The sequence below is a fragment of the Williamsia sp. 1138 genome (assembly GCF_002095435.2).
In the GTDB taxonomy this organism is placed as follows: Bacteria; Actinomycetota; Actinomycetes; order Mycobacteriales; family Mycobacteriaceae; genus Williamsia.
In genome coordinates, this window is record NZ_MJEJ02000008.1 from 1 (window position 1) to 11,124 (window position 11,124).

Annotated in this window: 13 protein-coding genes; 6 read left to right on the plus strand and 7 right to left on the minus strand. The window is 63.6% G+C overall.

The genetic code is table 11. The annotated features are described in order from the left end of the window. Both pdxS and BH683_RS00090 read right to left on the minus strand, forming a co-directional pair. Nucleotides 1-824 (minus strand): pyridoxal 5'-phosphate synthase lyase subunit PdxS (gene pdxS, locus BH683_RS00085; protein WP_084834250.1); only part of this gene is annotated, 824 nt, incomplete at its 3' end. Between the two features lie 50 nt (nt 825-874). After that, entirely contained in the window at nt 875-1,510 is a 636-nt protein-coding gene (locus BH683_RS00090; RefSeq protein WP_084834251.1) for an FMN-binding negative transcriptional regulator, read from the minus strand. 98 nt (nt 1,511-1,608) lie between these two features. On the opposite strand from BH683_RS00090, the gene BH683_RS00095 reads away from it, so the two are divergent. The 3 genes from BH683_RS00095 (at nt 1,609) to BH683_RS00105 (ending at nt 3,732) form a co-directional block, all read left to right on the plus strand. Next, nucleotides 1,609-2,916 carry an aminotransferase class I/II-fold pyridoxal phosphate-dependent enzyme gene (locus BH683_RS00095; RefSeq protein WP_084834252.1) on the plus strand — a complete coding sequence of 436 codons (1,308 nt, stop codon included), beginning with the start codon at nt 1,609-1,611 and terminating at the stop codon, nt 2,914-2,916. Nucleotides 2,917-3,034: 118 nt separating this feature from the next. Next, the gene (locus tag BH683_RS00100; protein ID WP_084834260.1) at nt 3,035-3,439 is read left to right on the plus strand and encodes a VOC family protein; all 405 of its coding nucleotides are present in this window, start codon (nt 3,035-3,037) and stop codon (nt 3,437-3,439) included. Continuing rightward, on the plus strand, nt 3,436-3,732 hold the full coding sequence (locus BH683_RS00105) for a helix-turn-helix domain-containing protein (protein ID WP_084834253.1): 297 nt from the start codon (nt 3,436-3,438) through the stop codon (nt 3,730-3,732). Before BH683_RS00100 ends, BH683_RS00105 begins: the two co-directional genes overlap by 4 nt. Before the next feature lie 45 nt (nt 3,733-3,777). Here BH683_RS00105 and BH683_RS00110 read toward each other — a convergent pair whose 3' ends face one another. Next, nucleotides 3,778-4,413, minus strand: coding sequence for a TetR family transcriptional regulator (locus BH683_RS00110; RefSeq protein ID WP_084834254.1), 636 nt, complete (start codon nt 4,411-4,413; stop codon nt 3,778-3,780). 107 nt (nt 4,414-4,520) lie between these two features. Here BH683_RS00110 and BH683_RS00115 point away from each other — a divergent pair, with 107 nt between their 5' ends. Together BH683_RS00115 and BH683_RS00120 are read left to right on the plus strand one after the other, a co-directional pair. Beyond that, on the plus strand, nt 4,521-5,249 hold the full coding sequence (locus tag BH683_RS00115; protein WP_084834255.1) for a hypothetical protein: 729 nt from the start codon (nt 4,521-4,523) through the stop codon (nt 5,247-5,249). Then, nucleotides 5,246-6,682 (plus strand): hypothetical protein, encoded by a 1,437-nt coding sequence (locus BH683_RS00120; RefSeq protein ID WP_084834256.1) that lies wholly within the window; start codon nt 5,246-5,248, stop codon nt 6,680-6,682. The genes BH683_RS00115 and BH683_RS00120 overlap by 4 nt, the downstream gene beginning before the upstream one ends. Before the next feature lie 45 nt (nt 6,683-6,727). On the opposite strand, the gene BH683_RS00125 is transcribed toward BH683_RS00120, so the two are convergent. The 3 genes from BH683_RS00125 to BH683_RS00140 form a co-directional block, all read right to left on the minus strand. Next, entirely contained in the window at nt 6,728-7,714 is a 987-nt protein-coding gene (locus BH683_RS00125) for an aldo/keto reductase (RefSeq protein ID WP_084834261.1), read from the minus strand. A 177-nt stretch (nt 7,715-7,891) separates the two neighbouring features. After that, nucleotides 7,892-8,218, minus strand: coding sequence for a carboxymuconolactone decarboxylase family protein (locus tag BH683_RS00130; protein WP_084834257.1), 327 nt, complete (start codon nt 8,216-8,218; stop codon nt 7,892-7,894). 523 nt (nt 8,219-8,741) lie between these two features. After that, nucleotides 8,742-9,209, minus strand: coding sequence for a VOC family protein (locus BH683_RS00140; RefSeq protein WP_084834258.1), 468 nt, complete (start codon nt 9,207-9,209; stop codon nt 8,742-8,744). 99 nt (nt 9,210-9,308) lie between these two features. On the opposite strand from BH683_RS00140, the gene BH683_RS00145 reads away from it, so the two are divergent. Further along, nucleotides 9,309-10,301: a WYL domain-containing protein gene (locus BH683_RS00145; protein ID WP_084834259.1), complete on the plus strand. Its 993-nt coding sequence runs from the start codon at nt 9,309-9,311 to the stop codon at nt 10,299-10,301. A gap of 40 nt (nt 10,302-10,341) precedes the next feature. Here BH683_RS00145 and BH683_RS00150 read toward each other — a convergent pair. After that, nucleotides 10,342-11,124, minus strand: a 783-nt coding sequence (locus BH683_RS00150; RefSeq protein WP_210405131.1) for a Na+/H+ antiporter NhaA, incomplete at its 5' end; no start/stop codon positions are given.

Sequence of the window (11,124 nt, forward strand, 5' to 3'; positions counted from 1 at the left end):
ACATCGGGATCGTCATAGAACGTGGTCGCCTGCACGATCGCAACCGCCCGCTCCGCGGGATTGCCGGACTTGAAGATCCCCGACCCGACAAACACACCCTCAGCACCGAGCTGCATCATCATCGCCGCATCAGCCGGCGTCGCGATACCACCGGCAGTGAACAACGTCACCGGCAACTTGCCGCTCTCGGCCACCTCGACCACCAACTCATACGGCGCCTGCAACTCCTTCGCGGCCACGAACAACTCATCCTTCGGCAACGACGTCAACCGACGGATCTCGTCGCGGATCTTGCGCATATGGGTCGTGGCATTGGACACATCACCGGTACCGGCCTCCCCCTTGGAACGGATCATCCCCGCACCCTCGGTCAGACGCCGCAAAGCCTCACCCAGATTCGTCGCACCACACACGAACGGCACCGTGAACTGCCACTTGTCAATATGGTTGGCGTAATCAGCCGGAGTCAACACCTCGGACTCATCGACGTAGTCCACACCCAGGCTCTGCAAGATCTGCGCCTCGACGAAATGCCCGATCCGCGCCTTGGCCATCACCGGAATCGACACCGCAGAGATGATCGAATCGATCATGTCCGGATCACTCATCCGCGACACACCACCCTGGGCACGAATATCGGCCGGAACCCGCTCCAGAGCCATCACCGCAACAGCACCCGCATCCTCGGCGATCGTCGCCTGCTCCGCGGTGACGACATCCATGATCACCCCACCCTTGAGCATCTCGGCCATCCCACGCTTGACACGCGCGGTTCCGGTACCGGACGCGGAGGTGTGGTCCTGAGAGTTGTTGTTGCTGTTCATCTTTGAATCCTTCGCGGTAGGTGGGTGATGGTGCGCTTGGCGACTGTCGCTCAGACCGTGGGTGGTGCGGTGTACGTGTTGACCGCACCGGCGAGTTCACGTTCAGAGGCGTCGGCGGAGTTCGTCAGACCCTGGATAACGCTGTTCTGGTTGCGTTCAGGCTGGTTTTGGGACATCTTCGCCTTGCCCTCCCACCGGGTGATCGCAATCTCGATGCCCACGATGGCCTTGAGCTGGCCGGCGATGAAATGTTCGGGGGCGTCAGTGACGGCCCACGGCCTCTCGCGGGCGTGCTCGTGGCGATCACTGAGCGCGCCGACGTGCTCGAGGAGCCAGTCTGGGTCGTCGTGCACCGTGAGCGTGCCGTACACGTTGATGGTCTCGTAGTTCCACGTCGGAACCACCTTGCCGCCCTCGGCTTTCGTGGCATAGAGCGACGGCGAGATGTATCCGTCCAGGCCGGTGAAGATCGCCACCGACTCGCTCCCCTCCTCTGCTGCGTGCCAGTGGGGATTCGCACGTGCCACGTGGGAAACCAGCGCGTTTCGTTCGGAGTCGTACATCATAGGCAGTGGTGTGACCTGGAGCCCGTCGGCACCGGGGGTGATCAGGTGTGCCATCCCGGCGGTACGCAGGGCTGCTGCGATCTGCTCATCGGTCAACTCGAACTTGCGAGGGATGTACATGGCCCGAGTCTCCATTCGTCGGCTGTGGGCGGGCGGTGCCGGATGCGCCCGCGCAGACAGGCTAACATTTGTCCTAGGACAATAGAAAGGCGGTTGACGTGCAGGGTCAGATCAGCGGTTCTACGGCGGCAGCGATCGCCGAATCCGTTCGCGATCTTGTCGCGGTGGGCCATTTCCGACCCGGCGATTCCCTGCCGCCGATCCGTACGCTCGCCGGCGATCTCGACCTCAACCGCAATACCGTGGCCGCCGCCTACCGCCAGCTGGTAACCATGGGTCTGGCGGTGACCCGTAGCCGCGCCGGCACGGTGATCACCGCCCTTCCCCAGCCCGACACCGAACTGAATCCCGCCCCGGGGGCCGTGGATCTGGCCGGCGGCAACCCCGACTCGGCGCTGCTTCCTGACCTCTACGCGGCGGTGAGCGCCTCACGCAGCGAGCCGTCGGTGTACGGCGCCCCGGCAGTGCATCCCGGTTTAGAAGACGTGGCGCACCACCTCTTCGACGACGCACCCGCAGGCGAGCTGGTGATCACCCACGGAGCGGTCGATGCGGTCGAACGCCTGCTGGCCGCCCACCTGATCCGCGGAGATCTTGTCGCGCTGGAATCGCCCTGCTTTCTGGCCAGCATCGGCACCATCCGTCTCAACGGATACCGCACCGCCGCAGTTGCGGTCGACGAACACGGAATAACCCCTGACGGCCTGGATCGAGCGCTTCGCGACGGAGCGCGCGCTGTCATCATCACTCCGCGCGCCCACAACCCCACCGGGGCAAGCCTAAACGCCGAACGAGCACAGGAACTCTCGGTCCTGTTGGAAAGTTATCCCGAAGTCCTTGTCATCGAGGACGACCATCTGTCAATGGTCGCCGCCGCCGCTTATCACCGTGTCACGCCTGCCACCACCCACCGCTGGGCACTGATCCGATCGATGGCCAAGTTCCTCGGACCCGACTTACGAGTCGCGCTCACCTACACCGACCCGCTCACCGCCGACGCTCTCGGGGCACGCTTGCGCGCCGGGAAAACCTGGGTCAGCCACCTGCTGCAAGGGGCGGCTGCCCACATGTTGACCGATCCCGACTGCATGACACTCGTGGATTCCGCCCGCGTGGCGTACCAACGCAGACTCACCGATCTCACCGAGGAACTGTTGCAGCACAACATTATTCCTTTCGGTGTTCCGGACGGGCTCAACCTCTGGATCGACCTACCTGCCGGCGTGGACGCGGGCATGCTCCACACCCAACTCGCCCGCGCGGGCTGGGCGACCCAACCCGGACACATCTTCACCGCCGGCGACGCTCCCCCGCCCGACGCCCTGCGCGTCACCACCGCCAGCCTCGACCAGCCCACCACCGGCCACTTCGCCGCAGCCCTGGCAGGACTACTGCGGGAGCGCTGACCGCCTAGGCCGGGCCATGTTGTGAAACAACATATTTGAATCGGCAGCAACAAACATCCACCGGAGTGCGTGACCGACCCCCTTGACGGTGCACTTGCATTTTGCAAGTATGATCCACATGAGCCTCTTCATCACCTGCCCGGTCGAGAATGTCGAGCGCGCGACCGCCTTCTACACCGCCCTCGGATGGACCCTCAACGCCGACATGTCCGACCACAACGTCTCTTGCTTCGCAATCGCCCCTGAGCAGTACGTCATGCTCGGCAGCCGCGAGATGTACGCGGAAGTCGGCGGGGTCGAGGAGCTGATCGGCGGACCCCACACACCCTCGAAGGTCACGGTCTCATTCGACCTGGGCAGCCGCGAAGCAGTCGACGAACTCACCGAGCGCGCCGGCGCCGCCGGCGGACGAATCGGTGACACCGATGACTACCCCTTCATGTACCAGCGCCAGTTCGACGACCTCGACGGCTACCACTACTCGCCGTTCTGGATGAAGCCGGACACCGACCCGGCCACGTGAGCGACCTCGCCGCCGCCCTCGACATCGTCGGAGCACGGTGGGCCCTGCTCATCGTGGAACGTCTACTCGACGGGCCACAGCGGTACGGCGACCTGCAGCGCGACCTCGGAGTCCCGACGAACATGCTCGCGACCCGCCTGCGTGAACTCGAAGCAGCTGGCGTACTGACCCGTCTACCCCTCAGGCACAACACCCGGGCCTACGCGCTGACCGAACGAGGGCTCGCCTTGCGTGAGGCGATCGGCGCGCTCGGACATTGGGGCGAGGGGTTGAGTGGCTTCGCCGCAACCTGATTCAGAATTGTCCGTCGTAGTCGCGCGCGGACTCCCTCCACGGGACTACGCACCGAATGCCTGCGCTCTCTGAATCAGCGCAACAAGGTGGCCGATCAACTGCTCCTTGGTCATCGGGTTCTCGAGGCCATCTGCCTGCCAGGCAAGCAATAGCGCCCACATACCGGCGAAAAGGACCGTCGCGGTGACCTCGCGTGCCGCAGCGTTCGCAGGGTCGACCTGCTCGCCGGTCGTGTACGCCGCGTAGGTCGCCATCAAGTCCGTTGCGACCCTGCGGCCGCGGCGGGCCAGCACCGAGTTGTTGGCACCTTCTACCGCAATGATGCGGCCGCGGCGTGGGTCGGCGCCGATGAAGTCGATCCACGCCCGCAACAGGGTGCGGAGAAGCTCGTCAGGCGTAGCCTCCGACGCCTCGTCTATGTTCAGGTCCGACAACAGGCGGGCACCGTCACCGAGTACTTGGTCATACACCGACGTGATGAACTCGTCCTTGGTGGAGAACAGCTCGTAAAAGTGCCTCTCGCTGATCTTCGTATGGCGACAGATTGCCCGAATGGTCACCGCACCAGCGCCGTCCGATCCCATGATGTCGATTCCGGCGGCAATGAATCGGGCCCGACGGTCGGCCCGGCGGTCTTCCGGACTCTGCCCGTTCCACACCCGCCCTGCGCCAGTAGTCATCGATTCGATGCTCTCATCTTTGTCCGGGGTTGACGACCTCGGCGGCCGTCGCTAAGTTGACAACACTTGTTGTAGACAACATATGTTGTCGGTAGTGCACAAAGCGAATGGAGTCTCGGTCCGTGGTGTGCTGTGTTGTATTCGGGACGCTGCTCGCGATGCTGTCGAGGGTGCGTCTGTGGCTGACGCGGCGAAGCACTTCTTCCCCGGCCGATTTCGCCCCGCCTGCCAGGCGCGACCCCGCAGGATCGGCGTACCCGAACAGTGCCGTCGTCGCCGAGTACAGCGTGACCGCGCGGCCATCCCGCGGCCCACTGGCACTGAAGGGCGCAGTGTTCGGCGCCGGACTGTATCTGGTTGCCATCGTCGGTGTGATGGCGTTCGGGTGGGCACAGCCCGGGACCGCGAGCCCAGACGCATGGGCGAGTCGAACCGCAATCGTCGTTGCGGCGACGGCGGGCCTCTGGTGCGCAGCATGCAGGCATGACCCCGGACAAGACAACTCCGCGCACACCTTCCGCGAGAGAGTCGGCTGCATACTGCTCGGGACAGGGCTGATGTGGTTTGTCCTCGGGATCCTCGACATGCACCTGTGGGGCCTCTTTCACGTCGGCGCAGAGGCCGGCCACCACGTACCCGAACTTCATCATCACGACGCCGAACCGACAACTGCCTCTCGCCACAACACGTTGTCGGACTGGTTGTTTCATTCATCCGGTCCCACTCTCGTCGTCCTCGCGTGGACCGTGTTGCCGACGCGCACGACTACCCCCGCACCAGTGCGCAGCAAACCGCCCCTGTTACTTCACACACCGCATGCCGAAGGCCACCCATGACCGCACACGCCCATGACCCATCGATGTCGACCCATCACGTCGGCGAATCCACGACCGAAGATCTCCAGGCGCTTCGCTACCTGCTCGATCTCGCTCTCCAGCCACTCGATCGTTTCGACGGATTCACCCATGCCGAACAAATGTTCTTGAGCGCCTTGCGCTATCAACTCAACGGCTTGTGCTGGGCGCTATCGCTCTCGCAACGCACCCGCACCCCGGCGTTCACCGGCTACCTCGCCGAAGCCCAACGGAACGCAATCCTGAAGATGTGCGACAGGAAGGTCTGGGGCTACTGGTCGATGGAGAACCTGGTCGGGTACGGCCGGTGGAATCCAGATCCCATCGCCCACCACAACATCATGTACTCCGCCTACCTCGGAGTCATGATCGGATGGTACGAAACCCTGAACGAAGACAACACATTCAGCTCCCCCGCATCGCTTTCACTGCACTGGAAAGACCGCCGTAGCTACGAGTACGACTTCACCAGCCTCGCCGAAGCGATCCGCCGCAACATGCTCGAAAGACCGGATTCACCTCAGTATCCGTGTGAACCGCACCTGGTCTATCCGGTCTGCAACACCTACGCACTCAACACCTTGCAGATGCACGATCGCCTTCACGGCACCGAACTCACCGGCGACCTCATCGAACGCGTCCGGCACAGCTACACCGCGCAGACCTGGCGTCGACCGGATGGCCGGTTCTACAGCGGAAAGACCCGCAACGGCCGACTACCCTTCCTACCACCCACACTGACCAACGATGCCTGGATGGCCTACTGGCTGTCCTCACCGATGCCCGACATCGCCCGAGACACCTGGACAATGTTGCGCGAGAACTACGTTCATCTCGATGACGGGGAACTGACGCTACTCGGCGCGCCGGAACAACGCGTTGACCCCGGAAACTACAGCCTCGCTCGTGGCGGCGGACCGACCTACACCATCCTCCTCAAGGCCGCTGTCGAACACGGCGACGACGAGGCCGCCCGCGCTCTGAGCAGGTTGATCGACAAGCGCTACCCCCTGACCACTTCCGCAGGCGCCGCCCGCCACACCGGGCTGTCCACCCTCGGGAACGTGCTCGCCGCCATGGGCCGATTCGGCGGACCATCGATCACCGCTGACCTCAACAACGGCAACCTGCCTGACCAGTGGTCAACTGGACCCATCCTCGCCGAAGCCGCGTACCCCGAAGTACTCGTCGCTCGCGCCGTCACCGACGGCCGTCGCCTCGACCTCGTGCTGCGTCCGGGCACCACTGGCCGCAGTCTCACCGAACTCGGCATCCACCGTCTCGTCCCCCACATGACCTACGCCGTCACCGGAGCAAGCGAAAGCCACATCACCGCCAACGCTCAAGGCGCCGCCCACATCTGGATCCACCTGTCCAACAGAACGGAACTTCACATCGTGCCCGCCGGCGATTGACCAGATGCGTTTTGCGAGAGGAACTCTCACCCAAGAGACGCCGTGTCAGCGACCGACGAGTCCGAGGTGGAACTGGTTGTAGCGGTCGCCGTGGACCCCCACCTTTCGGGCCAGGGAATCGAGATCGGCTACGTCATCGGCTGACAGCGCAACACCACTGGCCCCGGCGTTCTCGCGAATGCGGGAGGTCCGACGGGTGCCGGGAATCGGGACGATCCAAGGCTGCTGCGCCAGAAGCCAAGCCAAAGCAATCTGCCCCGGTGTGACCTCTTTCGCCTGCGCAAGGCGGCGTACATGGTCAACGAGGGCCTGATTTGCAGCACGGTTGTCCTCACTGAAACGTGGGATACCTGAACGCACGTCATCGTCGCCGAACGTCGTGTCGGTGTTCACCGTGCCGGTGAGAAAACCCTTGCCGAGCGGGCTGAAGGGCACAAACCCGATGCCGAGTTCCGCGAGCGTCGGCAAGATCTCTGCCTCGGGGTCACGGGTCCACAGCGAGTATTCGCTCTGCAGGGCAGTGACCGGTTGGACCGCGTGGGCGCGGCGAATCGTGTCGGCCGACGCCTCCGAGAGACCGAAATGACGCACTTTGCCCTCGGCGATCAGCTCCCCCACCGTCCCGGCAACCTCCTCGATCGGGATTTCCGGGTCCACTCGGTGCTGATAGAACAAGTCGAGCGCCTCGGTGCGCAGTCGGCGTAGTGATGCCTCGGCGACACGGCGGATCTGTTCGGGCCGGCTGTCGAGCCCGACACTCTTGCCGCCCTGGATATCCCAACCGAACTTGGTGGCGACAACGACCTCATCACGGAAGGGTTCGAGTGCCTCACCGACGAGTTCCTCGTTGACGTACGGCCCGTATACCTCCGCAGTGTCGAAGAAGGTGACGCCCTCCTCGACGGCAGAACGCAGCACGGCGATCATGTCGTCGCGGCTACCGGGATTGGGTCCGTAGCTCTGCGACATGCCCATACAGCCGAGCCCGATCGCGGAGACCTCGAGCCCCTGCCCGAGAGAACGTGTGTGCATCATCTACCTCCGTGACTTGTCTTTGGTTTCGTTGGTTGATCCGGCTGATGCTCGAGTGCCCAGGAGAGGCCGGTGAACAACGTCGGTTCCGCTATCTGTGACTCGCCTTCGTTCCGGCGACGTAACTTCGGGGCTCACTCAAGGGCTGACCGATGTTGCCGTCATAGTCGGAAAGACCTACTCGTGGAACAGTTCTTTGGCAACGCCCATCGCGGCCATGCCCTGGGGCCAACCCGCGTAAAGCGTGACGTGGGTGATCGCTTCGATGAGCTCTTCCTTGGCCACACCGTTCTCGACCGCACGACCGAGGTGAAAGCGGAGTTGGTCCGTGTTGCCACCAGCGGTGAGCACTGCGACCGTGATGAGACTGCGGTCCCGCGCCGACAGCTCGAGCCGGTTCCACACGTCAGCAAAGAGTACGTCGTCGGTGAGCTCCGCGAGCTTGGGGGCGAAGTCGCCAAACATGTTTCGTCCGCCTCCGACCTGCTTGGGTTGTTCGGTCATGACGGTTGTCTCCTTTGTCAGTTATTCGATCTCGTGCTTGAACATTCCCGATGCCGATGGCTACGGCAGGGGTTCCAGTCTTGGGCTACTGGTTGGTCGACTGATCCGACAAGGACGGTCCGCGGTCATGACCAGTTCCTCGTACGCCAAATCCACTTCTCCGACGACGGGGTGGTTGAACCGTCTGGTGCCCGACCATGGGTCCGGACGTTGTGTGCTCCCCGCAGCGTCCGGAAACATCACTGCGCGTAGACAGTTCACCGACCAGATCCTGCAGCCGCGCCGCGACATCAAGAACTCACGTACCTCCGAGCGGTTGTCCATGACTTCCAGCGTAGGTCCGGATCACCCGTTCAGGGATGCCCTGTCAATACACCTCACGACAGGGACTTCTGACGCAGGCTCCAACACGCAACGCTCCTGTTGTTCGGAGATGAGGTCGATGCGGGCCTCGTAGGCGCGTCGGCGTAGTAGGAGAGCCCCGCCGCGGCGCGAACGAACCCGCCTGCGCCGCGGCTAAGAGCTACACCTCGGTGTCGGCGGCCGCGACGCCGAGGATCCAGGTCACCCCGAAACTGTCAGTGACCATTCCGAATCCGGCGCTGAACGACGAAGCGGCGAGCGGTTCGACGATGCTGGCGCCAACAGTCAACTTCTCCCAGTAGCCCTGCACCTCGTCGAGAGTCTCGCCTTCCACGGACACGAAGAACGGCTGATCGGTGATCGTTGTGCCATTCTCCCGGTGCGTCGATCCCGCGCCCGCAACCGATCCGCCGGACCTCCCCGGAATGTCATACGCCATCAAACGGAACCCGTCGGCGGTGGTCACCTGCCCGAAGACGACGTTCGAGGCCTCCGGCGCATCCGCCGGCATCCCGAAGTCACCATAGGTTCTGATCAAGGTCTGTCCTCCGAACACCGATTGATAGAACTCCAGCGCCGCCCTGGCGTCGCCGTGAAAATTCAGGTGGGTGGTGGCCGAAATGCTCATCTGTGCTCCTACGATTCGTCGCCGGGGTCTCCCGACGACAACCACATTCGCAGCCGTATAGGTCAGCTTTTGTCCTAGACAGGACATAACCTCGCAGCTATGACCACACCCACGTCACGGCTGCTGCATCTGCTCTCTCTGCTGCAGACCCGGCGCGACTGGCCTGGCTCACTGCTCGCCGACAGGCTCTCCATCAGCGCCCGCACGGTGCGCCGCGACGTCGACCGCCTCCGCGAGATGGGGTACAGCATCCACGCCACACTGGGACCCGACGGCGGATACCGCCTCGACGCCGGTGCCGAACTGCCACCCCTGCTCTTCGACGACGACCAGGTCATCGCGCTCGCCGTCGCCCTGCAATCAGCGACCGCCACCGGTGTCGGCATCGCCGAGGCCGCCATGCGCGCGCTGACCACCGTCCGGCAGGTCATGCCTTCCCGGCTTCAGCACCGCTTGAACGCGGTGCAGTTCACCACCATCGACACAGGGCCCGGCGCCGCGGCGCGCGCGACGGTCTCACCCGACGTCCTCATCGCCCTCTCCACGGCCACCCGTGCCCACGAGATATTGCGCTTCGATTACGAAAAACCCCGCACTGCGGAATCCCTCGCGATACCGCCGAGGCGAGTGGAGCCACACCACCTCACGACCTCAGAAGGTTACTGGTACCTCGTGGCCTGGGATTGCGATCGCAACGACTGGCGAATCCTTCGCGCCGACCGCATCACCCCCCGAACCCCCACCGGCCCCAAGTTCACTCCACGAAAGGTACCCGGCGGCGACGTCGCCACGTTTGTGGCAGCGCGCTTCAAAGGGTCGCACGACGAAAACCGTTGGCCGTGCATGGGAAAAGTCATTCTCGACCGGCCGGCGAGCTACGTGCGACCCTTCGCCGGCGACGGGATCGTCGAAGACCTGGGCCCCACCCGATGCAGCCTCCACACCGGCGCCTGGTCGTGGGTCGCCCTCGCCGCATTCCTCAACCAATTCGACACCGACATCGAAGTCATCAGTCCACCCGAACTCACCGAAGCATTCGCACAACTCGCGGACCGCAACACAGCTACAGCGACGAAGAGTGGACGTCGCTAGTCAAGTCCGCTATCTCACGCAACGCGCCGTGCCGTGCCAATTAGTCTCTCTTTTGGTAGACATCGGGGATCCCGTCGTGGTCGTCGTCGCGTTCTTCATCTTCACAGATGTTGCGGTAGTGCCGGTTTCGAGCGCGCAGCAGAATTGAGGCAAGCAAAGCGGCCACCAGCGATCCGGTCAGCACACCGATCTTGACGTGGTCGTCGCGCTCTGAACCCATCCCGTAGGCGAGATCTCCGATCAGCAGGGACACGGTGAACCCGATGCCCGCGAGCAGCGATATACCGACGACATCGATCCACCGGACACTGGAATCGAGCGATGCACGCGTCACGGCCGACAACAGTCGGGTGGTGCCGAAGATGCCCACAGCCTTTCCGACGACCAATCCGCAGACGATACCCACCGCGATGGGGTCGGTCAGAGCGTCGGTCAAACCGTCGAACCCACCGACGGTGACCCCGGCGGCGAAAAACGCAAAAACAGGGACCGCGAACCCCGCGGAGATCGGCCGGATGCGGTGTTCGAAATGCTCGGCCAAACCAGGTCCGGCATCAGGGCCGCCGGCGGCTGTACTACGCAGCACCGGAACGGTGAAGCCCAACAGAACCCCGGCGACCGTCGCATGCACCCCGGACTCGTGCACAAACACCCACGTCAACGAAGCCAGAGGAATCAACAGCCACCACGAGCGAACTCGGCGTTGCACGCAGAACGCGAACAACGCCAACGGCACGGCTGCCACCGCCAGCGCGGTCAAGTTGATGTCCTCGGTGTAGAACACCGCGATCACGGTGATCGCCAGCAGATCATCGACCACCGC

Excerpts from the sequence above, each read along its gene's own strand:
- BH683_RS00145 (WP_084834259.1), top strand. The coding sequence starts at position 9,309 with ATGACCACACCCACGTCACGGCTGCTGCATCTGCTCTCTCTGCTGCAG.
- BH683_RS00100 (WP_084834260.1), top strand. The coding sequence starts at position 3,035 with ATGAGCCTCTTCATCACCTGCCCGGTCGAGAATGTCGAGCGCGCGACC.
- BH683_RS00130 (WP_084834257.1), bottom strand. The coding sequence starts at position 8,218 with ATGACCGAACAACCCAAGCAGGTCGGAGGCGGACGAAACATGTTTGGC.
- BH683_RS00115 (WP_084834255.1), top strand. The coding sequence starts at position 4,521 with ATGGAGTCTCGGTCCGTGGTGTGCTGTGTTGTATTCGGGACGCTGCTC.
- BH683_RS00120 (WP_084834256.1), top strand. The coding sequence starts at position 5,246 with ATGACCGCACACGCCCATGACCCATCGATGTCGACCCATCACGTCGGC.
- BH683_RS00140 (WP_084834258.1), bottom strand. The coding sequence starts at position 9,209 with ATGAGCATTTCGGCCACCACCCACCTGAATTTTCACGGCGACGCCAGG.
- BH683_RS00090 (WP_084834251.1), bottom strand. The coding sequence starts at position 1,510 with ATGTACATCCCTCGCAAGTTCGAGTTGACCGATGAGCAGATCGCAGCA.
- BH683_RS00110 (WP_084834254.1), bottom strand. The coding sequence starts at position 4,413 with ATGACTACTGGCGCAGGGCGGGTGTGGAACGGGCAGAGTCCGGAAGAC.
- BH683_RS00125 (WP_084834261.1), bottom strand. The coding sequence starts at position 7,714 with ATGCACACACGTTCTCTCGGGCAGGGGCTCGAGGTCTCCGCGATCGGG.